We start from the raw sequence: 21,543 nt of genomic DNA on the forward strand, positions 1-21,543 counted from the left end.
TGTAGTAACGTTTTTATGAATTGATCATAAAATCTAAATAGTAGGAGGATATTGGTATGAATTTAGGTAGATTTTTATTGGTTTCAACAACCGCGACGATTGTAGGTGTTGCCGCTTACGCTATTTTTAAAGCGGGCGGCGTTAAGCCTGCAATGATAGAAGCCGTTAAAGGGACTATCAAAGCAGGGGACTGGACAGCAGAAAAGTATGTTAGCGCAAAGCAAGAGGTCACACGGCTGGTAGATGAGGCTAAGGCCGATATGGCTGAAGGGGCTTAGTCCTGATCATTCGGTGTGCTTAGGTTTTTTTTTATATTCGCGCAGGGCTTATCACTTTGTCTCTTCCTGTGTTTTTTGCGAAATAGAGGGCTTTGTCAGCGGTTTCTACAAGGCGAACAGCTTCGGCTTCCGGGTCTTTGGCCTGAGGATTCAGTCTGGAAATACCAATACTGAGGCTGCTTCTGCCAATACTTAATTCCGCAAATCTTAGCCGTATTCGTTCAGCTACTTGTTCACAGCGGTATGAATCAATACCCACGAGAATTGCACCGAATTCATCTCCTCCGAAGCGGAAGGGGAAGTCCGTTCCTGTTCGTACTGATGAGTTGATAATTTGCCCTAACTGAGCCAGCAGCCTATCTCCTTCCATGTGGCCCAGCTGGTCGTTAACTTCTTTAAAGTGATCGCAGTCAATCATCATAAGGTGCAGGGGGGTCTTGCAGGATATGCACTTAGAGCAGGATTCAACGATTTTAAGTTCAAAAAAACGTTTGTTGAATAGTCCGGTCAGGTAGTCAGTATATGACAGCAGGTTGAGCTTTTCTTTATCTTTGTAAGTTTCTGTCAGGCTTTTGGTTAGACTGTATTCTCTTCTGGCAACAGAGTGCGCCAGCCAGTTGAGGTTCTGTTGAAGCCGTATAAGTTCATCTCCCGTGATACTGCTGTTTTTTTCGAAAAAATCCATACGGTGATTTAGCTTTCCACGTTTGAGGTCCACGCAGAATTTATTCATTTCGCGCAGTTTTCTGTTAACCAGCCACTCATTAAGCCAGTTGGCGATTGGGGAACAAAAAGCAATGCAGAGGCTGAAGTGCAGGCTCATATACATGAGCAGTTCTTTTCTGTCGGCAAATTCTATGAGGACCAGCAGAAATCCGGCTGGAAGGATTAAAAGTAAAAAAATAGCAATTAATGCGCGATTTTTTAAACTGGCTTTTGTAAACTTTGATCCAGTTCGGAGCAGGTAGCCTGCAATGATGGAATTTTTCAAGGTTGTCAGTATGTTATTTAAAAATCTTAGGTTCTCTTTATAAGATATATTATTCATTGCAAATCCTACGCGTATAATTGTTCTCTATCGTGTTTCCAGTTGTTCTTATTGGCTGGTCTAATGAAATTAATAATCAATATCAAGTGAAAGTTTGTAGTGATAAATTTGAGTTTTATTGTTGACAAGAAAAATCAAGCTGGCTAGTAGTTGATTTCGAAATTCATTCTCATAATCATCAAAGCAAGATTGAGGCGGAGAAAAAATGTTTAATAAGTTCGATTTTCTTAACGGCGGAATCTCTTCCGGTAAGAGAGAGCAGCGGCGCAGGCATGGTGGCAGAGGCGGGCCCGGGAAAAAATGCATTATGCGCGGTAAGAGTGTTCTGGATATTGCTGTGGGTGGTAAGGCTAAAATAAGGAGACATTTTTCATGCGGCGCAGTCCGGCAGCGTCTGCTTGATCTGGGTTTTATTCCCGGCCGTGAAGTTGAAGTTGTTAGGGTTGCAACCCTCGGGTGTCCGCTGGAGCTTAAGGTTGCCGGATATTGCGTTACTCTGCGCCGTACTGAGGCTTATGAAATTGAGGTGGAAGATGAGTTCAGAGGTTAATAGCAAAGGCAAGGCAGCTAAAGATAATTTCCTTATTGCGCTGGCCGGGCAGCAAAATGCCGGTAAATCTACAACGTATAACATGCTTACCGGAGCCAATCAGCATGTGGCTAATTATCCGGGTGTAACCGTTGATAAAAAAGTCGGCAGTTATCGTGAAGGAAAGACTCGTTATGAGATTGTCGACCTTCCCGGTACATACAGTCTGACTTCGTTTTCACTCGAGGAAAGGGTTTCACGTGATTTTTTTCTTGAGGAAAAGCCTGATGTTGTTGTTAACGTCGTAGATGCAACAGCTTTACGACGCAGTCTGTATTTTACTTTTCAGGTACTGGAGATGGATTTTCCGGTTACTATTGCCTTGAATATGATGGATGTTGCTGAAAGTCAGGGGTTAACCATTGATTTACAGGAACTAAGTTCCCGGCTCGGGGTGGATGTTGTCGCCACTGTGGGACGTAAGGGTAAAGGGAAGCAGGCTCTGAAAGCCGCAATTCGTAAATCAGTCAATCAGGAAGCGTATAACCGTCCTGTTGCAATTGATTACGGTGAGCTTGAAGAGCATTTGCAGGAACTTGAAAAGAAGCTGGCTGAAGATGCCTTTTTAGGGGGGCTTTATCCGTTACGCTGGCTGGCAATCAAGTTGCTTGAAAATGATCCTGAAGTATGCAGGCTTGTTGAATCAAAACATTTTAAAGGGTCTGAAATAATTGAAGATTCTATTTCACGCCGTGATAGTTTTGAAGAAGCCTTGGATATTGATACCGGAGATTACATTGTAGCCTGTCGTGACAGGGTTGCAGGTGAGATTGTAGATGCGTGTGTCCAGAAGGAGGACAGTTCGAAACAACCTATTTCCGAACGCATTGATAGATGGGTACTTAACCGTGCAATGGCTCCGTTTTTTCTTCTTGCTACAGTTTTTACTATTTATGAACTTTCGATTGTTCAGGGGTATAAGCTTACTATTTATACTTGGCCCTTGCTGGCAAAATTCAGGGATATTATCGCCAGTTTTTTACCTTCGGCAGGATTGATTGAGGATTCCTTGCTCAGGTCCATGGGGCTGTGGATGGTGGACAGTGCCAATACTCTTTTAAACTATGTACCGATCTTTTTTATTCTTTTTGCGCTAATAGCCATTCTGGAAGACTCCGGCTACATGGCTCGAATTGCTTTTATTTTAGACCGTATATTTCATAGTTTCGGTTTGCATGGGCAATCAACTCTTCCATTTATTCTGGGTGGAGTATTTGCCGGAGGCTGCGCTGTTCCGGGGATTATGTCTACCAAAGGTATTCCCGATGAAAGGTCGCGGCTGGCAACGATTTTGACGGTTCCGTTTATGAATTGTCTGGCAAAAATTCCTCTTTATACCCTGTTGGTGAATATATATTTTGCCGAGAATAAATCATGGGCAATGTTTTTTATCGCTACCATTACAATCATAATGGCAATGATTATTGCCAAGGTTTTGACCTCAACAATTCTTAAGGGACGTGAGACAGCTCCGTTTATTATGGAAATGCCTAATTACCATGCCCCTACATTGTTCGGTGTGGCGCAACGTTCAATTGAGCGTACATGGGAATATATCAAAAAGGTCGGGTCCATTGTTGTAGCCGTATCTTTGTGTGTGTTTTCATTGTTGCAGTTCCCGGGGCTTAGTGAAGAGCGCATGGATTATTATGATGCAGAAATGAGCAAAGCTGTGGCTGTTTTTGATGCCAAAGTTTCGGCTACTAACTATGCCGCTGTGGGTGAGTCTGCAAAAATGCTTGCTCTGCTTAATTTCTACGATGATTACAAACGAGCCAGAATGAATTCATTCGGTAAAAGTGGAGCTGCTTCAGTTAATGCTGAATTCAAGGCTGATAATCCAGAATGGTTCACTTTGCTGAAACCGCGTGGAAATAAAGATGCAAAGATCGTTAACGGTGCTTTGCGCAAGGTTTCATCCACACGTAAACGTTTACGCCGTAGAATAAAGGAAGAGAAAATTAAGAGTTCTTTTTTTGGTATGATTGGAAGATCTCTTGAACCGGTAACTCAATTTGCCGGATTTGACTGGAAGGTTAATATTGCTTTGATCAGTTCTTTTGCCGCCCGTGAATCATCCGTGGCAACAATGGGAGTGTTATATCAGCAAGGGGCGGATGAGAATCAGACCCTTGAACAGAGAATGGATAATGAGAGTAAGTCTTCTGGAATGACTCCACTGCATGCACTCGCAATTATTATCTTCTTTGCTCTTTACCCTCCATGCCTTGCCGCTACTATTATGGTCAAAGTTCAGACCGGATCATGGAAATGGATGGTATTTTCCATTGTTTTCCCCACGACGATTGGTTTTGCAGCAGCTTCAGCGGTTTTCACTTTGGGGAATGCTGTGGGGGCCAGCGGTATAGTCATGATGAAAGGATTTTACCTTGTCTGCCTTGGGATAGCGTTTTTGATAGCTCTGGAGAATAAACTTTCTTCGGATAAGATAGCAACTCGCCACGTATATCAGGCATAATTTTAAATAAGAATCAGGAGAATGTTATGAGGAAAATGACAGCTAAAATTATTATTATGGCAGGTCTTATTGTCTTGTCCGCTTCGGCAGCGTTTGCTCATTCACCACTTTGCAGTTGCTTTGATAATGGTGACGGCACAGTGCTTTGTGAAGGTGGTTTTTCAGACGGATCTACAGCGTCCGGAGTGAGGATGTACGTTAAAAATGAATCCGAAGTTGTTATTACTAAAGGGGTAATGAATGAGAGTAGTGAGTTTGAGTTCAACAAGCCTGAAGGGGCATACACAGTAACTTTTGATGGGGGTGAAGGACATTCCATTGAAATAGATGGGGCGGATATTATTGAATAAACCAAAAAAATTGTTCTTATTTTAGTTAATCGGCATATGTGAATTAGATCTTATTTGTAAATTTAAAAGCTCTCTACTGATAAAGAGAGTCAGAATCATAATCAGGAGTGATGAATGAAGTTTAAAGTTGTATTTTTAAATCTGTTGGCAATTATTGCATTTGCTGTCCCCGCTTTCGCTCATTTTCAGATGGTATATACCCCGGAAATTGCAGTAAATAAGGGTGATAATGCTCAGCTCAAATTGGTCTTTACCCATCCGTTTGAGGCCGGACATACCATGGATATGGGAGTTCCTGAAGAATTCTACATGCTGCATCAGAAAGGGGAAGAAGGAAAAACTAAAAAAGTTGATCTTAAATCCTATCTCAAACCGATCACATGGAAGAGTTTGACTAACTCCGGCAAGGCTTATGAAGCAAATCTGCCAAAGAAAATTGTCCGCTCCATGGGTGACTATACTTTGGTTCTGGTTCCTGCTCCTTATTTTGAGTCTGAAGAAGATGTTTACATTCAGCAGATTACTAAAACTTACATGAATGTCGGTGGAATGCCTGGTAACTGGTCTGTTCCAGCCGGACTTAAGACTGAATGGATTCCTCTTGTAAAGCCTTACGCTATGTGGACAGGCATGACCTTTAAAGCTCAGCTTCTGTCAAGCGGAAAGCCTGTTCCAAATGCCGATGTTGAAGTGGAATACATGAATCATGCTCCTGAAATGAAGAAAAACGGATTTGCTAAAAAAGCAAATGCCGAAGCTCCACAGGATGCTTTTGTGACAATGGGTATTAAAACAGATGCTCAGGGTTACATTGAATTTGCAGTTCCTAAAGCCGGCTGGTGGGGATTTTGCGCCCTTGGTTCCGGTCCAGACAAAGAGTTTAAAGGCAAAGAACTCTCTCAGGATGCTGTAATCTGGTTAAAAGCTGTTGATATGAAGTAGTATCGTATAAAAGTTTGTAAATTCATGCGCCCGAAAAGAAGATTTTCTTTTCGGGCGCATATTTGTCAGGGCGCAAAGCCTTTTTATTCATGTCGTTATTTTTATAGAAGGATTGTCAAATGATTCAAAATAACAATCAAATTATAGCTCTTACTGACGATCATACTCTTTATAATGATTCAGAACAGATTTCCGGTTTAAATATTGAACATTATTCCTGCGTGGACAGTTTTTTCAGTGCAATGCTTAAGAATAATTATTCCGGAATTATTCTGAATATGCATAAAGTAATGAAAACTCCGTGTTGCGAAAGAAATAAGATTTTATCTTTATCGGCAGATCTTCCCACTATGCGTTCTATAGAGAGAGGGGAGTCCCCAATTTTTATAGATGATTCGGATCTTTTTAAATGCAGTTGCCAAAAACATAGCTGCTTACTCTCCCGACCATCCTGCCCGATTACTGTTAGTCTTCCCGTAAAAATAAGTTTCGATAATGATCCGGCAATGGCAAAACCCGTTGCCGGAATTATCCATGATATATGTGAAAGAGGATGTACTTTTCATACCGATGAAGATCTTACAAATTACGATTTTCTTTATTTAAAGATTGAATCTCTGGCAAACAGACTTCCCATATATTCAGGTATTTGCAGATCTATTTCAGGCGGAAGTTGTTTGTGCGGGTATAATGTTAGATTTTTAGATATTAAAGAGGATCAACTCTCGGAACTGCAAGATATATATATGGATACGAATCCCACAACAGATAAATCTTGAAACATTAAAGAGTATGCCGGAGTTATCCTGATAACTGCTGAGTGGGCAGAATTATAACGATATAAACAAGAAAGGTTAGCTAAATTAATAGCTAACCTTTTTTGTTTCGGTCCTTGATATTTCATCTGGTAATTATCTATCTATAAATTAAACGGTGCGATAATCCGTTCCAAAACACCTTGTACTTTTGAAATGGCAACACCGTAGTTTGTTATTGGGACGTTTCTGCGTTTACATTCGTTAATTCGTCGCAGCATTTCCGTGCGGTTGAGCATGCATGCTCCGCAGTGAACTACAAGCTTATATCTTTCAAGATCAGTCGGGAAATCATGTCCTGAGTAAGTTTCGAAGTTAATGTCTTTACCTGTGTACTGACGGACCCAGTGTGGTATTTTAACCCGTCCGATATCGTCCTCTACAGGGTGATGAGAGCACGCTTCACCTATAAGAACAATATCTCCGTCTTCCAGTGTATCAATGGCATCGGCGCCCTTAATGAGGCTTGGTAAGTCGCCTTTGTAACGGGCAAATAAGGTTGAAAAAGTGGTTAACGGGATTTCGTCGGGGACATCGTTTGCAACGCTGAGAACGACTTGTGAGTCCGTAATGACCAGCGCAGGCTTGCTGTTTAAATTTTGTAAAGCTTTCTCAATTTCATGTTCTTTAATAGTCACCGCGACGGCGTTATAATCCAGAACCTCACGTAACACTTGAACTTGTGGAAGAATAAGACGGCCTTTCGGCGCAGACAGGTCAATCGGAACCACGCAGACAACCCAATCTCCTTCACTGAAAAGGTCACCCGCAAGAACAGGATCACGTTTCATTTCATCAGGAGCCAAGTCAATGATGGCATTTTTTATTTCTTGAATGTTGAAGCTGTTTGTCGCGGAAACTTCTAAAAACGGAAAATTATTTTCATGGCAATAACTGATATCTTCAGTGGAAGGAGGTCTAAGATCGTTTTTGTTGAAAAGAGTAATGAACGGAATTTTTAGTTCACAGATTTCACTTATAATATTCTTTTCGTAATTAGTGATTCCTTCTTCGCCGATTACAACAATTGCGACATCAGACCGCCAGAGGACTTTCTGTGTAGCTTTGATCCTGAGTTCGCCCAGTTCTCCTGAGTCATCAAGACCTGCTGTGTCGTAGAAGGTTACCGGACCGAGCGGCAGCAGTTCATAATGCTTGGCAACTGCATCTGTAGTCGTTCCCGGCTGATCCGAAACAATAGATATGTCCTGATCCACAATTGCGTTTATCAGAGAAGATTTCCCGGCATTGCGCCTTCCTGCCAGAGTTATAACCAGCCTGACTCCGCGTGGTGCTTTATTGGACATTGTTATTCCTTTTAGAAAAGCCTTTTGAAGATGAAGGGATGAGGTTTAAAGATCTGATTGTGTTTTCAGCTTGTGATAGCGAATCGGAGACATCGATTGCCACTGAATTTTTACCCGGATAAATATTGTAATCCGCGCGATGTGCGGAAGGTGTGACAGAAGGCATTATTACATTGCATCCTCTGCTGAGTCCTATTTCTCTACCTTTCGCGTCAAAAGAATCGAGAGCCGATGTGGCTGGAATATTGGATTCAGGATTTAAAATGCGGAGCAGGGCAGTTACACGGTAAGACAGCAATAAGTCTCCGGGGACAGCCTCGGCAAAAGGGGTATCCGGATGAGGAACAAAAGGTCCGGCTGCGATCATGTCCAGCTTAAGATCTGTCAGAAAAAGGATATCTTGCAAAAGAGATTCAACATCAGAATCCGGCAGTCCTACAATGATGCCGGACCCTATTTCGTATCCCATATCGTGTAATGATTTTATTCTGTTAAGCCTTTCATTAAATTTTTCTCCGTCTCTGATTTGTTTGTATAATTCAGGATTTGAAGTTTCTATTTTAATCAGGCAGCGGTCAGCCCCGCACTCAAACCAATAACCGTATTCATCAAGGTCGCGATCTCCGATTGACAGAGTCACAGCAACATCATGTCGATTTTTTATTTCTTTAATCAGTTCACCTATTTGTTCTTTTGAATAGCTGAAATCATCGCCAGACTGTAAAACAATTGTCCGCGCGCCGTTTAGTGCGGCTGTTTCAGATGCTTCCAGAATTGTAGGCAGATCAAGTCGATAACGATTGATTTTTGAGTTAGGAGCTCTGAGCCCGCAATAAAAACATTTTTTGTTGCAAACATTTGAAAATTCTACAATTGCACGAAGATATACTTCATTTTTAAAGACTTTCTCCCTTACCTGATCGGCAAGTTCGAAAAGTTCATCATCATTCTGACCGTTAAGATAGTTCAGAATTTTTAGTTCGCTGAGTGCATACATATAACTATGATCCTGATAGATTCATTGATCGGGCACATTCATTTATTAAACGGAATGCGGCAATTTCTTTCTTTGTTGAAGAGGATGGAGGCCTGCCTGATTTTGTCCATTCGATCAGTTTTTCCACATCAGCTTCAACCATCCCCCAGAAACCTTCGGGTGCATGAGGTTCTGCGTGGGCATATTGGCCGAAACAGATTGTATCATCCACGACGATTACAGGTGTACACGGCAGGTTCCGAGCCGGATGTATCCGTATTTTATCCGGGTATTTTTTTTCAAGATCAGTCAGAAATGTATGTGAAATTTTAATTTCTTCTTCCGTCGCTTGGCGTGAAATGCCAAATCTTAGAGCGCCGAGAAATGATTCTTTCCAACTGAAATTAAGTTCCGGTTCTATGGCAATAATATCAAATCGCTGGAATTCCGGTTTATTCAGAGCTGTATCCAGTCCTGCCTGATGCCGTTCAGATTTTGCAAAGGGGCCGTAAACCGCACCATTAAGAATTATCCTGCGGGAGGCTGAATAAAAAAGGTCAGGAATATTCAACCCGTCAGTTCCTGCAAAAATTTTCATTTTTTTAATCCTGCTGAGTTCATCAGGCATGAAGCCGTGATTAGAAGGTTGAGCGTGGACATTTTAAGCGCCGCACGCTCACCTTCTATAAGTTCATATTGGTTTAAGTTCCGGTTTCGCTTTTACAGGTAAAGATCTCTTTCGCCTGCTTCCATGCGAGTGACTCTGTCAGTTAGCAAATTTCTCCGGTCGGGGTCGGCATAACTTTCAAGCTCCTTACGGATAAGTTCTTCACCTATTTTCTTTGTTTCTTCGGAGGCGTAATCTTCCAGATATTCTTTGAAAGTAAGCAGCCCGTTAGGCAGACAGAATTTCTGAATAAAACCTGTTTTCGCAAGCTCCATAAAATGTTCACCAGTGCGTCCGAGGCGATAACAGGCCGTACACCATGAAGGGACATAGTTCTGATCACCACTGATAAGGCTGCGGATAACTTCGTCAAGACTACGACTGTCGCCAACGCAGAATTGCTGAACATCAGGGCGGTCATATTGAGGGTCGCTGTAAGCTCCGGGGTAGGTTCTGGAACCGGCTGATATTTGTGAAACACCTACTTCAAGCAATTCTTTGCGGAATTCGGCATTTTCACGGGTGGTCAGAATAAGCCCGGTATAAGGAACAGCAAGGCGAAGTACAGCTACGATTTTTTTAAAATTATGGTTGGAAGACAGATAAGGAGGGTTATAAGCCAGATCTGAACCCTGAGCCGGTTCAAGTCTGGGGAATGAAATAGTGTGCGGTCCGACTCCGCAGTCTTTTTCAAGTTGTTTAGCGTGATAAAGAAGTCCCATGACTTCAAAGATAGGATCAAATAAGCCAAACAGTGCGCCCATTCCTACATCATCTATGCCTGCTTCCTGTGCGCGGTGCATGGCATAAAGTCTCCACAAATAATCTGTTTTTTTGCCGGCTATATGTACTTTTTTGTATGTTTCCTGATGGTATGATTCCTGGAAACACTGATAAGTACCAATGCCGACATCATGGAGAGCTTTGAATCCTTTAACATCCAGAGGGGCGCAGTTTATATTTACCCTGCGAATTTCACCGCTTTTATCTGATGTTACAGAATAAACATCGCGCACGGTTTGAGCTATCCATTCTGCATTATATTTTGGATGCTCTCCGTAAACAAGCAGAAGCCGTTTGTGACCAATTTTTTCCAGAACTTCTACTTCCTTGTGAATTTCTTCGGGGCTTAGTGTTCTGCGTTCAAGGTCTGTATTTTTTGCGTTGAATCCGCAATAAGCACACTGGTTGACGCATTCGTTAGAAATATACAACGGGGCAAAAAGCACCAGACGGTTACCATAGATTCCTTTTTTGACTTCCATGGCAGTCTCAAAAATTTCATTATCCAGATCTTTATCTGTATTTTTAAGCAGCACTGCCGCTTCAAATGGCGTAAGACCTTTTCTTTCTTTTGCTTTGGCAAGAATATCCCGAACCTGAGCAGGGGCGGGGTTGGTTGCTTTTTCCATTTCAGACCAAATAAGTTCTTCATCAATAAAAGATTTCAAATCGTTTCCTGAATTATTACTATTTTTCATGACTCTGTCCTAATTTTAAACAAGTAGTGATTTAACTTTAACACCCTCAAGCATACCGAGCTTTCCCGTCAATGATCCAACTTCATCGGTGGTAGCTTCTATAATGATACCGATAACGTTTACATCTTTTTCACGGAAAGGAAGCCCCATACGGCCAACAATTATATTACCATGCTCACTGAGAGTCTGATTTACTTTCGGTGCAGCTTTAAATCTGTTTTTAACGGTTATTCCAATGATTCCTAGCCGTTTATCCATGCAGTTTCTCCGATCTACCAATGAGTCGCAGGTAGAGAAATATTTCAGATAGTAATCTGCAATGATTTATGAAGGCGGGTGTTCTGGGCGGTAAACCGGCTTGAAGCTGGCATAGTCCAGAAGACTCGACCCCGGGATCAGGAAAAACCCTTTCCGCAGGCAGACTCTTCGACTGAAAATTTATTGAATACAACTTAGTGCAGTGTTCATACAAACTATTACAAGCAAGCGCCGACCCTTGGAGCAGATTCTTCCTAGCCGCAGGCAAACGCTGTTTTTTATAAATTAGAAATTAAACTTATACCCTTTTGCTTTGAGGGCACTCAGTTTTGCACTGCGATCTATATAATGAGTATGAAGCAACTCATGCGATTTATGTCCACACGGACCATCATGCAGAAATCCATTTTTTTTGTTATAGATTTTTGCAATCATAGGGTTGTTCTGAGATTTTCTATATTTGTAGATTTTAGAGTTTGCATCTGCTGCGTAAACAGATTTCTGTCTTAAGCCTACAAAACTCATAACCGAGGCCATAGCTTCGGTCGCAATGTTCATGCTGAGCACTGCGTAACCGGTCATTACACCACAAGCTTTTAAAAAACTGCGTCTTTTCATTTTCATATCTCAGTTCTCCTTATGCCTTGATTTTGCGGACTCTGAACCGCTTATTAATCTGAGCAACAGTACTTCTGAACAATGAAGCCTGAATTTCAGGGTCAAGAGGCTGACCTCCTCCATTCACGCAGCCACCAGGGCAAGTCATGATTTCAATGAAGTGATAAGGAGATTTTCCAGCTCTTACTTCATCACACAACTTTGCAGCATTTTTCAGTCCGCTTGCTATTGCTACTTTAACAATCCCGAAATTAGGAACTTTGATATCAGCCGTATTGATACCCTCGTGAGTGCGTACAACTTTAATATCCGGGTTCTTCAGCTTTTCACCAGACAGTTCTTCATAGGCAAGTCTGAGCGCAGCTTCCATAACTCCGCCGCTATTTCCGAAAATAGTAGCAGCACCTGTTGATTCTCCTAAAACCGGATCAGGGTCTTCATCAGGCAGATTGTTGAAGTCGATACCGGCAGCTTTAATCATATATGCCAGTTCTCTGGTGTTGATTGTGGCATCAATATCACTGAAGCCGCTGTCATTTAATTCAGGACGAATGCCTTCGTATTTTTTGGCAATACAAGGCATAATTGATACAGTATAAATCTTTTTCGGACTGGTACCGGTTTCTTTAGCGCCGTATGTTTTACATAGAGGCCCAAGCATAGCAATTGGAGATTTGCAGCTTGAAAGATTGGGCATCAGGTCTGGATAATAAGTTTCAGCAAACTTTATCCATCCCGGGCAGCAGGAAGTGAACTGCGGCAGAGGACGAGCATCTTTCTGTCCCTGTTCCTTCACTCGGTGGATAAGCTCAGTGCCTTCTTCCATGATGGTAAGGTCGGCAGCAAATTCAGTATCCCAAATGTAGTTGAATCCGAGTTTTCTAAGAGCCGCGTGCATTTTTCCGCCGACATATGTGCCGGTAGAAGCTCCAAAACATTCCCCGAGACCATAGCGTACAGAAGGGGCGGGCATAGAAACAACAACCGTATCGGGATCTTTGAGCTTCTCAAAAAGCTCATCAACAAAAGAAACGCCTTCACTAATTGCCCCATAAGGACAATTGGTCAAGCACTGTCCGCAGTTCATGCAGGCAACGGGATCAACTATCTGATGAATTCCTTCGTCGTTGATAGACTGAATTGCACCTGTGGCACAGACTTCCTCACATGCACCGCAAGCCTGACATTTGTCGGCATCAACCATTACAAAAGTAATTCTGTCCGGGTCAGCTCCTTTCGGCGGAGCATAATTCCGATACATGACACCTTCAATAAGCCTCATACTTCCCTCCACATCCGAGTGAATTGCAGATAGATCAGCCGGAGCCACAGCCGGTCCTGATTTGGGCGTACATCCTGACATAGGATATCCTCCTTAGTTAAACTAATGTACAGTTTGTCTGAACTAGGGGATACATAGTGTAAAATAGTAACACAAATCAACAATTATTATAAAATAGTTGTATCCGAAAGTGTGGGTTAAAAAAGAACACGCTTTGTTTTGATAGGTGTAAGCTCAATTTTATTGGATTGTTTATAGGTGTATTATTAAATAAAAGCAGTATATTATGTTGATTTTGGTGAGCTTGTGAAAAAATGGAGATCTTGGAAAAAGTTGTAAGCATTGATTGCTGAATAGATATAATGCTATATAAATAGTTCTAAAATCCAATCGTTACAAGGAGAAGGGCATGATTAATATATGGAAGCAGGAATATTTACTAGATCTAGATACTATCGATGAGCAGCACAAAATGTTTTTTGAAATGACAGGGCGGATTGTTCAACTTGCGGAAACTGTGAGTGAGGCTCATTCAGTTGAAAAAATTATTCAGGCTATCGGTGCTTTGCGGACATACGCTTTTTTGCATTTTAAAACAGAAGAAGAATTACTGCTTAAGTATGCTTTTCCCTGGGTATTTACATCATATTTCTTTTCATAATTTATATTTAGAAAAGATGATTAACTTTGAAAAAGAGTTCAAGGTTTTGCTTAAAAAGAAAAAAGACGGTGAAGATACAAACGTAGCTATGGCCGAATATTTAACTCACATGGCAGATTATGTAGCCAACTGGTGGGCAGAACATATTGTGAAGCAAGATTCAATTTATGCTGAATTTATTCTGGAGCAACGTAAAAAAAAGAGGACGAGTGCTTAAACTTTATTTCGTCAGGTCCTCTTTCAGTCCCGCAAGCTCTTCCAGCATCATCGTCGGGATAAACTGAGTTATGTTATATTCTGCTATGCCGTTTATGTGAAAAGGATCTTCACTTATAATTGTATCAAGCTCTTCAAGTGTTACAGCTTTTGCTAAAATTATTCCGCCGGTGCGTGGAACCTTCCTGCCTGACATGACAAAAATTCCAGCTTTATATTGTTTTTCTAAAAACTCAACATGCTCATCAATGAACGTATCTACTTCATCCAAAGGTTTTATGTAATTAAGGCTCAAAATATACATTGTGTGTTGATCTCTTTCTTTATAAATGATATGTGAAATAATCTTTTAAAGTCTAGATTTATTCTAGCTATTGTCAAGATGTTATAAACATTATTTTTTTTGTGAGTTTTGTCAATTTTAGGTTTGCACTACGGTTCATATTCAGGAGAAGATAATGAATTTATCTCACGAAAGAGCAGGGAGTTATTTGATTATAGCGGTCAACGAGCCTCGCGTTGACTCTTCAAATTTTACACATCTCAAATCGTCACTTGGTGATATTATTGCGCAGGGCGAAAGAAATTTAATAATAAATCTTTCTCAAGTGAGATTTATGGATTCGAGTGGAATTGCTGGCCTTCTTCCCAGTGTTCACTCTCTTGCCGGTAATGGTAATATTTTTTTAGTAGGCCTTACTGCAAAGGTTCTACAGCTCTTTAATCTTAGCAAGCTGGACAGTATTTTTGACATATATCCCTCGGTTGAAGAGGCTTTGAAGAATTAGCTTTTTTATGAAGTTTATTAAAAAAGAAGCCCCGAACATAGAACTTGTTCAGGGCTTCTTTTTTTTAATCTAATATTCTTAATTTGTAGTATTTATTGTCACTACCAAGGAATCAGGTGGGCATTCATAAGTCCGCCGATCACTAAGTAAACTCCAAGTGTCACTCCTCCTAATCCAACCAGATAAGAAAGGGTTGTAAGTACGGTATTTGAATCTTTTATGATAAGATTATCCAACTGCCCACTGGCTTCAAGATTTTCAAGCCATTCAGATCGTTCTATTTGAACTGTTTCATAGTCGGCATCTCCGCCCCACATTGCCTGATCCATGGGGAAGCTGTGCTTACGCAGGACAACAACTCCAAAATGAATAAGGAATATGTAGCCCATGGCCAGAATTGCTTCCAGTCTGTGCATCCAAAGTGCAATGTTGAGTTCTGAACCGTCTATGTATCTGGCTGTTTCAACCGGATCGAACAGTAAAAGACCAGTTCGCCCAAGTAGAACCATTCCCCAGAATACGGCCCAATAATCGAATTTTTCCCAGTATGCCCATCTACCGAATCTCGGCAGCTTGCCGCCTATCATCCAGCGCAGATGCCCGAAGAACTCCTTGAAATCCCGCAGATGCGGAATAAGGGAATCCTGCCTTTCTACTTTTCCGGCAAGTACTAAGAATAGCGCATAGATTATGTGACAGATAAACAGCAGCAGCATTGCAACGCCGACTACCTTATGTATCGCCAGACAATTCACGTAGCCGCCGAATGGCGCTCCGAGAGCTTTGCCGAACAAAGTCGTGGAGTACATTCTGGACATGCCTGTTACTGCCTGAATCATGAATGTCACTATAAGAAGCAAATGGAAGGTTTTCTGAATCGGAGTGAATCGTCTAATCCTCATCATCCACCTCCTTTTTAGGCTTCTTGGTGAACAGGTCTCGTATCACCCATATCCCGGTGTGCGACAGGAAGAATCCTAGAGTGATCAGCACCAATAACAGCATTGCCCATGACGAGTAGTAAAACTTCGGAAAGTCCGAAAGAGTCGCCTTGGCAAAAGGGTTAGGTTCATGCACCAGATATCTGGCGAATGATGCACCGGCACCGATATGACACTTGGCACACACATAGGCATGTCTGCGGATCGGGTTCAGTTGCGAGTAATAATAATTTATTCCCGAAATCGGTTCCCCTCCATGACATTGCCGGCAAGTGATATCCGCTTTGGTTACATGGCGATTGTTTTTGCCTTCCACCACGTGACAATCGGCACAGCGCTTGTATCTGTAGTCTGGTATTCCGGCATGTGCATCAACCTTGAAACTGACGTTTCCCGGTCGATTTATATCCACATTTCCTTGGGAATATCCAATGACATCCTCAGGTATTTTGTTCCATTGAATAAATGGAGAACCTCGGCCCGGCCTGACTTCATATTCATCATTGTAATAGCCCGTGCTGGATTCTCTGTCTTGGTAACGGTATGAACCTGACGTGACTTCCTCCTGCGCCCATGAAGGCGCAGCGAGGAGAAGTCCCGTAAGGAGCAGGGCGTATAATATCAGTTTACGTTGCATGACCACCCCCTATTTGTAGGCGTTCATGGGCTCCACGACTTTGCCTTGAGGCTTAGGCACTGAAGACAGAATCTTGAAACGTTTTTGCAACTCGGCAAGATTTTCATCCTTGTGGCGATGGCAATTCTGACATGAGTTCGGAATTGCCGGATTTTCAAGAGTGCCGGATGGTAATAATGTCTTGAAAACATGGCTATGAATGTCTCTTGATTCAGCACTCTTGGCAATTCTCGGCATATGACAGCCGATGCAGTTTGCGAATGAATGAATCGAATGTGCCATGTTTTGGTTTGCCGGTTTATGACAGGTAAGACAGGATGAAGATCCCTGACCCTTGGTCTGGAAACGGGTCGAAGGCATTCCTAGTTGATGAACAAAATGACATGATGTGCAGGTTACGCCTTCTCTGCGATGTTCAGATTTCAGCCAGTCAATGTACTGTTGGTGATGTCCTTTAGAGAACTCATTAGGGTACATATGTTTTTTGTCACCTGCTGCGAATGAGGTTGAGGTATAATATGTTTCGAGGGCTTTGCCGGGGGTGTAGCCTACGGGCCAGCCAGCTCCCTTCGCCATAGTGGATGATCCTCTGTTATGACAGCTTCCGCAAATTTGTACGGCTACTCCGCGAGGCAGCTTTGCAGGGTTCACGATGGTGTCACGCTTTTCAAATACTGCGGTTTTTGGCAAAGCCACATGCCATGAACCGGCTCCATGACAGGATTCACAACCTACGCCCGGTTCTGTGAAGGTGCTTTTGGACATATCGTCCATATCCAGCTTTGTTCCGGTTGTGTGGCATCCACCGCATTTGAGCAACCATGGGCGTTTGTCCCAATCTGCTTCATGGTAGTTTACCCAGCGACCTGTTTCGGTATTAAACTGGATGGGGGAAATGTATAAAATGCCATCTTTCTTAACAATATAGCGTTGTTTCCACTCGTTGCCGAGGGTGTATAAAATATCGTTTTTTGTAGGGAAATAAATCTGATCTACAGGAGCTTTTAATTTACCCGCATCAGCGAGTTTCTGGAAATCGGCCTTAATGACTTTATCATTAATATCAACGATAAAGGCATCTACATTGCTCTTAGCATTTTGAGCCATGCGGCTGTGATTGGTTGCTTTCCATGAGTCATAATGCTCAAGATGACAGGTTTTACAGGTTTCTGATCCAACGAAGGTTTTGGGTTCTGATGTTATTTTGGCTACATCGACCACAGGCTCATTTGTTGTACATCCCCCAAAGGTCATTAATGTCACAACTACAATTAACAGTTTATAGAGTCTCTTCATTTGCCCTGCTCCTGTTACGGTTCATAATAATCACACCTTATAATCTCTATACATACCTTTTGTAGTTTGGGTTTTTTTTCTGATTTAAAATATGTGAGCGCGGGGTGGGGCAGGTTTTCATGAAAAGGTCTGTTAACTCAGGGAGATTTGACAGAGGTAGACAGCTTGTTGTTGTAAGCAGTATTATTTGATATTGTTCGGAGCGGTATGAATTCTGTTTTTAATCCACTTGACTCTCTTAATTGGATTGGTAAATAACAGGGCAGTACTCAATCTATTAATATGAAATAGTCTTTTAATGATATGGAGGATATATCTTATGCCGTCTCTTGATGTTGTCAGTGAAGTTGATTTGCAGGAAGTAGATAATGCCGTAAATAATGTGATTAAAGAAATTGATACTCGATATGATTTTCGCGGGGTTTCAACAGAACTTTCTTTTAATAAAAAAGATAAAGTGATCAATCTGTTAACCGGCGATGATATGAAAGTTAAAGCTGTCAGGGACATGCTGATCACTCATTTCACAAGACGTAAAGTCGATTCCAGAGTAATTGAGTACGGTGAAGTTGAGCCTACCTCGAAAGGGCAGCTCAAACAGGTTATTAAGCTCAAAGAGGGAATTGATAAAGATACTGCTAAAAAGATCGTAAAGATGATTAAAGCCAGTAAGATAAAAGTTCAGGCTGCCATTCAGGATGAACAGGTCCGGGTAACCGGAAAGAAGATAGATGATCTTCAGGCAGTTATGAGTCTTGTCAGAGAATGTGATCTGGATATGCCTTTTCAGTTTGTAAATATGAAAAGCTAGTTTTTTTAAGATAATAAATTAATAAAACCGCCTGAGAGATGCTTTTATGAGCATTTTTCAGGCGGTTTTTTATTTGTTCTTATTTTTTGTTTTGCTCTGCATTGTGCATTTCATAGCTGGTGACGGTTTCCATTATTTCCCGGCAGGTTTGTTCACCTTGCCGTCGGACTATTTCCGGAGATGCGTTGATGTTAATGAGTCTGTCCAGTTCAACTTTTTCAGGATAATCGTCTAAACATTCTTCGGCAACAGTTACTTTATCCGGTGTAAACTCAGTGGTATCCTGTGTTCTACAGCCTACTGATCTACTTAGGTGGTTAAGAGCAGCTATAACCAGTTCTCTTTCGCCGGCTTCATCAAGCAAAGTAAAAAGCAAGTGCAACCGATCAAACGGATTTCGTTGGTGATCTTCATTAATTGGAGTTGAGCAATAGCGGTTTATCTGGGTTTGTCCTCTGGAAAATATTTTTTGCAGACTGGTTGCCCCTAAAGATTCTTTTGCACATTGCATAATTTCCCATGTTTCAGTCGCTGTGTTTTGCTTTTTATTTTTCATTAATGGCAGCCTTTTGAAATATTTTCATAATGCGTGGGATAAATTGTAATTTGTTTACCCTCGCTTTTTTCCATATGATCGATCATTATTCAAAATATAAAATGTTTCGGAAAACTTTAATAACCATATAAAGTTGTAATTTTCAATCAGAACATTCATGTTTGAGTTGTTTAAGTGGTTCTAACAGCTATTAATTTCAGATATTTTTATGTATGGAGATGTGTTTCTGATTAAATTTGAAATATAAAAGGTAACTTATTATTTTTTTTTGTTATAATGAACATGTCTTTTTATATGATTTGGTTGCTTAGACTGTGCCGTTTAATGTAAGATTGGGCCTTGATCGGTTTGTTTGGTGAGAATGTGATCCGGTTGTAAAATAGGTTGTTTTGGCGGAGCTGGTGATCTTGGTTGATGTGCTGGTCAGGCCGTTTTATAGAAAAATAAATTTAGGAGAATGAAATGAAGAAAACAATCCTACTTCTTATCGCAATGATCAGTTTTTTTGTTGTGCCGTCACTGGCATTGGCAACTGACTTGCCTAGAGTCATGATTGTAGGTGAGGATATTGATAATGACACTATCCCTCGTGATTCCCGTGTTTTTAAACGGGTTTTGAATTCTATTTCCAATGAATTGGTAAATCGCGGTTTTGATGTCCGTGACGAAACTGCTCTGACTCATCAGACTCATGTGCAGGGACGTATCAGACGTAATGATGCTGAGCTGATCCAGATAGCGAAAGATGCAGGAATTGATGTTCTTGTAATTTTCAGTATTTATCCCAACGTAAAATCCAATGCTAACAGTGTCAGGGTTACAGCCCGCGTTGAAGGGCGCTTACTCTCCGTTTGGGATGGCGCAAGAATGGGTAACTTTGAATCCGAGCCGCAACAGTACCAGCTGGTACCTAGACCTTACAGCAGAAACGATGTGCTTGAAGCTGTCGGGAAACTTTCGAAAATTATCGGTGCTGATGTGGGCGCAGTCCTTGGTGACAGACTTGAGCAGTATCATCCGGAAGGTGGTTCTTCTGACAGCGGATCATCTGGCGGCGTAAGCTCTGCCGGACGTCTTGTAGAATGGACTCTTATTTTTGACGGTTTCACTGATACCGATATGCTTGATGTCGAAGATTATATTACCATCTACACAGGGTATGACAGTCACAGACCTAAGAGTAATGCTCTGAATACTTCCTCTCACCATGAATATTGGTATAAATCTTCAATTGATTCCGCACATCTGAAGCGCAATATGGTTCGTATGCTTCAGAAGATGAACATGAAGGGCCGCGTATACATCTCAGGAAATGAACTGAAGATTGTTAAGCAGCACAGCGTCAGACAGCGCACAAAGAAGAGTAACGACGGCTGGTAATCCGGCTTTAAAGTCTTAAAGAGGTCTGTTTATGTCCTTCTTGAAATTATGCTCACAAATGATAGCGCTGACCCTTGTGGTTTTGCTTACAGCATCTGCTGCTATGGCAGTGCAGGCAACCGGAGAAGGTATTGATCGTCATCAGGCGCTCAACTCAGCACTTCGGACCGCGGTTGAGATGGAGATCGGAACAGCCATTGCGTCGGATACACTTGTTGAGTCCGGTGTTCTGGTCCGTGACGAGATAGTTAGTCATTCCAGAGGTTATGTGACTTCGTTTGCAGTTATCAGCGAAGGCGCCACCGCACAAGATGGTTACACTATTACTATTGATGCAGATGTTAACCGGGAATTACTTTTTGATGATTATCGAACTATCAGTATTCTCCAAAAAATGTCCGGTCATCCCCGGTTGCTTATTTTCGGATCGGGTAGCGGGTTTAATTCCGTTCCTGCTGAATCAATGAAAAAGCTTATTCATTCCGTTGCACAGGTTTTCGGCCAGAAGTTTCAGTTTGAGGTAATAGACTGGCCTGTTGCCCGTGCAAAGTTCAGCAGTATTGAGGGTTCCATGAGTCTTAAAAAGGCTCTCAAGTATAATAATCTGCTTAAGGCAGACTATGTTGTTACTGTTGACCTTGATTTGCCGCCGAATAAAAAACCAACCATGCTGATGTCATGTGTTCGTATTTCCGATCAACTTAAGATCGGTGAAGTACGCAAAACTATAACGACAGAAGTTGATTTGTCCGGCAAACCTGCTGTGCGTTACGAAAATGCCGTGGATGCTGCACGTCCGGAAGTCTACTGGGCATCAGTTTCCATTGCTAAAAAAATGCTTGAGTATATGGAAACAGAGCTGGATCGCGGTGAAGGTTTCCGTTACGCAGTGACTTTTATCGGGTTTCCGGATGTTTCAGTTATAGGAACAGCCGTGGAAGATATGCCCGGTTTTGTCCGTAAGCATGTAAAGCGCCAGAGTACTAAAAATATGGAAATGGTTTACTGGTCGACACTTCCCTCTGACACCTTGATGAACAGGTTGGAGAGAACGTTGAGAGATGTCGGTGTCGAAAAGTTTAAAAGTAAAAGAGATGGAAGAAATCTTAAATTCCTTTGGGTGAACCCTGAAGGTTTCTAATCATAATTCTTCCCTCGTTTGTTTAA

25 protein-coding genes are annotated in these 21,543 nt (G+C 41.8%); 12 read left to right on the plus strand and 13 right to left on the minus strand.

Annotated elements, in window-relative coordinates:
* Nucleotides 1-56 precede the first annotated feature (56 nt).
* Complete coding sequence (locus BLT41_RS09510) at nucleotides 57-278, plus strand: hypothetical protein (protein WP_244512240.1); 222 nt, start codon at nucleotides 57-59, stop codon at nucleotides 276-278.
* Between the two features lie 31 nt (nucleotides 279-309).
* Here BLT41_RS09510 and BLT41_RS09515 read toward each other — a convergent pair whose 3' ends face one another.
* Nucleotides 310-1,326 (minus strand): GGDEF domain-containing protein, encoded by a 1,017-nt coding sequence (locus BLT41_RS09515; RefSeq protein WP_092160566.1) that lies wholly within the window; start codon nucleotides 1,324-1,326, stop codon nucleotides 310-312.
* Nucleotides 1,327-1,531: 205 nt separating this feature from the next.
* On the opposite strand from BLT41_RS09515, the gene BLT41_RS09520 reads away from it, so the two are divergent.
* The 5 genes from BLT41_RS09520 (at nucleotide 1,532) to BLT41_RS09540 (ending at nucleotide 6,465) form a co-directional block, all read left to right on the plus strand.
* Complete coding sequence (locus BLT41_RS09520; protein ID WP_092160568.1) at nucleotides 1,532-1,876, plus strand: FeoA family protein; 345 nt, start codon at nucleotides 1,532-1,534, stop codon at nucleotides 1,874-1,876.
* Nucleotides 1,860-4,394: a ferrous iron transport protein B gene (gene feoB / locus BLT41_RS09525; RefSeq protein WP_092160571.1), complete on the plus strand. Its 2,535-nt coding sequence runs from the start codon at nucleotides 1,860-1,862 to the stop codon at nucleotides 4,392-4,394. Before BLT41_RS09520 ends, feoB begins: the two co-directional genes overlap by 17 nt.
* Nucleotides 4,395-4,420: 26 nt before the next feature.
* Nucleotides 4,421-4,744: a hypothetical protein gene (locus tag BLT41_RS09530; protein WP_092160574.1), complete on the plus strand. Its 324-nt coding sequence runs from the start codon at nucleotides 4,421-4,423 to the stop codon at nucleotides 4,742-4,744.
* 114 nt (nucleotides 4,745-4,858) lie between these two features.
* Nucleotides 4,859-5,686 (plus strand): DUF4198 domain-containing protein, encoded by an 828-nt coding sequence (locus tag BLT41_RS09535; protein ID WP_092160577.1) that lies wholly within the window; start codon nucleotides 4,859-4,861, stop codon nucleotides 5,684-5,686.
* A gap of 119 nt (nucleotides 5,687-5,805) precedes the next feature.
* Complete coding sequence (locus tag BLT41_RS09540; protein WP_092160579.1) at nucleotides 5,806-6,465, plus strand: PilZ domain-containing protein; 660 nt, start codon at nucleotides 5,806-5,808, stop codon at nucleotides 6,463-6,465.
* A gap of 140 nt (nucleotides 6,466-6,605) precedes the next feature.
* Here the strand turns inward: BLT41_RS09540 and hydF are convergent, their stop codons facing one another.
* The 7 genes from hydF to BLT41_RS09575 all read right to left on the minus strand — a co-directional run bounded on the left by hydF (nucleotide 6,606) and on the right by BLT41_RS09575 (nucleotide 13,090).
* On the minus strand, nucleotides 6,606-7,808 hold the full coding sequence (hydF, locus tag BLT41_RS09545; protein WP_092160580.1) for a [FeFe] hydrogenase H-cluster maturation GTPase HydF: 1,203 nt from the start codon (nucleotides 7,806-7,808) through the stop codon (nucleotides 6,606-6,608).
* Nucleotides 7,798-8,805, minus strand: a complete 1,008-nt coding sequence (hydE, locus tag BLT41_RS09550; protein ID WP_092160583.1) for a [FeFe] hydrogenase H-cluster radical SAM maturase HydE — start codon at nucleotides 8,803-8,805, stop codon at nucleotides 7,798-7,800. The genes hydF and hydE overlap by 11 nt, the downstream gene beginning before the upstream one ends.
* A 4-nt stretch (nucleotides 8,806-8,809) precedes the next feature.
* The gene (locus BLT41_RS09555) at nucleotides 8,810-9,382 is read right to left on the minus strand and encodes a hypothetical protein (RefSeq protein WP_092160586.1); all 573 of its coding nucleotides are present in this window, start codon (nucleotides 9,380-9,382) and stop codon (nucleotides 8,810-8,812) included.
* 122 nt (nucleotides 9,383-9,504) lie between these two features.
* Nucleotides 9,505-10,932 (minus strand): [FeFe] hydrogenase H-cluster radical SAM maturase HydG, encoded by a 1,428-nt coding sequence (gene hydG / locus BLT41_RS09560; RefSeq protein WP_092160588.1) that lies wholly within the window; start codon nucleotides 10,930-10,932, stop codon nucleotides 9,505-9,507.
* 15 nt (nucleotides 10,933-10,947) lie between these two features.
* On the minus strand, nucleotides 10,948-11,190 hold the full coding sequence (locus BLT41_RS09565) for a TM1266 family iron-only hydrogenase system putative regulator (protein WP_092160590.1): 243 nt from the start codon (nucleotides 11,188-11,190) through the stop codon (nucleotides 10,948-10,950).
* Between the two features lie 285 nt (nucleotides 11,191-11,475).
* The gene (locus BLT41_RS09570) at nucleotides 11,476-11,814 is read right to left on the minus strand and encodes an iron hydrogenase small subunit (RefSeq protein ID WP_092160593.1); all 339 of its coding nucleotides are present in this window, start codon (nucleotides 11,812-11,814) and stop codon (nucleotides 11,476-11,478) included.
* Between the two features lie 13 nt (nucleotides 11,815-11,827).
* Nucleotides 11,828-13,090, minus strand: coding sequence for a [FeFe] hydrogenase, group A (locus tag BLT41_RS09575; RefSeq protein WP_244512270.1), 1,263 nt, complete (start codon nucleotides 13,088-13,090; stop codon nucleotides 11,828-11,830).
* A 409-nt stretch (nucleotides 13,091-13,499) separates the two neighbouring features.
* Between BLT41_RS09575 and BLT41_RS09580 the strand changes: the two genes are divergently transcribed.
* Nucleotides 13,500-13,751 (plus strand): bacteriohemerythrin, encoded by a 252-nt coding sequence (locus BLT41_RS09580; protein WP_092160597.1) that lies wholly within the window; start codon nucleotides 13,500-13,502, stop codon nucleotides 13,749-13,751.
* Nucleotides 13,752-13,797: 46 nt separating this feature from the next.
* Nucleotides 13,798-13,968 carry a hypothetical protein gene (locus BLT41_RS17450; RefSeq protein ID WP_170830356.1) on the plus strand — a complete coding sequence of 57 codons (171 nt, stop codon included), beginning with the start codon at nucleotides 13,798-13,800 and terminating at the stop codon, nucleotides 13,966-13,968.
* Between the two features lie 3 nt (nucleotides 13,969-13,971).
* On the opposite strand, the gene BLT41_RS09590 is transcribed toward BLT41_RS17450, so the two are convergent.
* Nucleotides 13,972-14,271, minus strand: coding sequence for a YciI family protein (locus tag BLT41_RS09590; protein WP_092160600.1), 300 nt, complete (start codon nucleotides 14,269-14,271; stop codon nucleotides 13,972-13,974).
* A 154-nt stretch (nucleotides 14,272-14,425) separates the two neighbouring features.
* On the opposite strand from BLT41_RS09590, the gene BLT41_RS09595 reads away from it, so the two are divergent.
* Nucleotides 14,426-14,755, plus strand: coding sequence for an STAS domain-containing protein (locus BLT41_RS09595; RefSeq protein ID WP_092160602.1), 330 nt, complete (start codon nucleotides 14,426-14,428; stop codon nucleotides 14,753-14,755).
* Nucleotides 14,756-14,856: 101 nt separating this feature from the next.
* Here the strand turns inward: BLT41_RS09595 and BLT41_RS09600 are convergent, their stop codons facing one another.
* The 3 genes from BLT41_RS09600 to BLT41_RS09610 are packed head-to-tail and all read right to left on the minus strand — an operon-like array spanning nucleotide 14,857 to nucleotide 17,629.
* Nucleotides 14,857-15,657 (minus strand): formate dehydrogenase subunit gamma, encoded by an 801-nt coding sequence (locus BLT41_RS09600; protein ID WP_092160603.1) that lies wholly within the window; start codon nucleotides 15,655-15,657, stop codon nucleotides 14,857-14,859.
* A complete protein-coding gene (locus tag BLT41_RS09605; protein WP_092160605.1) occupies nucleotides 15,647-16,333 on the minus strand; it encodes a cytochrome c3 family protein in 687 nt (228 codons plus the stop codon). Before BLT41_RS09605 ends, BLT41_RS09600 begins: the two co-directional genes overlap by 11 nt.
* Nucleotides 16,334-16,342: 9 nt before the next feature.
* Complete coding sequence (locus tag BLT41_RS09610; RefSeq protein WP_092160607.1) at nucleotides 16,343-17,629, minus strand: multiheme c-type cytochrome; 1,287 nt, start codon at nucleotides 17,627-17,629, stop codon at nucleotides 16,343-16,345.
* 319 nt (nucleotides 17,630-17,948) lie between these two features.
* Between BLT41_RS09610 and BLT41_RS09615 the strand changes: the two genes are divergently transcribed.
* Nucleotides 17,949-18,440: a YajQ family cyclic di-GMP-binding protein gene (locus BLT41_RS09615; RefSeq protein WP_092160608.1), complete on the plus strand. Its 492-nt coding sequence runs from the start codon at nucleotides 17,949-17,951 to the stop codon at nucleotides 18,438-18,440.
* Between the two features lie 79 nt (nucleotides 18,441-18,519).
* Here BLT41_RS09615 and BLT41_RS09620 read toward each other — a convergent pair whose 3' ends face one another.
* Nucleotides 18,520-18,996, minus strand: coding sequence for a hypothetical protein (locus tag BLT41_RS09620; RefSeq protein WP_092160610.1), 477 nt, complete (start codon nucleotides 18,994-18,996; stop codon nucleotides 18,520-18,522).
* Nucleotides 18,997-19,458: 462 nt separating this feature from the next.
* Here BLT41_RS09620 and BLT41_RS09625 point away from each other — a divergent pair, with 462 nt between their 5' ends.
* Nucleotides 19,459-20,376 (plus strand): hypothetical protein, encoded by a 918-nt coding sequence (locus BLT41_RS09625; protein WP_092160612.1) that lies wholly within the window; start codon nucleotides 19,459-19,461, stop codon nucleotides 20,374-20,376.
* 31 nt (nucleotides 20,377-20,407) lie between these two features.
* Nucleotides 20,408-21,517, plus strand: a complete 1,110-nt coding sequence (locus BLT41_RS09630) for a hypothetical protein (RefSeq protein ID WP_092160613.1) — start codon at nucleotides 20,408-20,410, stop codon at nucleotides 21,515-21,517.
* The last annotated feature ends 26 nt before the right edge of the window (nucleotides 21,518-21,543 follow it).

Origin of the sequence: Maridesulfovibrio ferrireducens (assembly GCF_900101105.1) — a bacterium.
GTDB lineage: Bacteria > Desulfobacterota > Desulfovibrionia > Desulfovibrionales > Desulfovibrionaceae > Maridesulfovibrio > Maridesulfovibrio ferrireducens.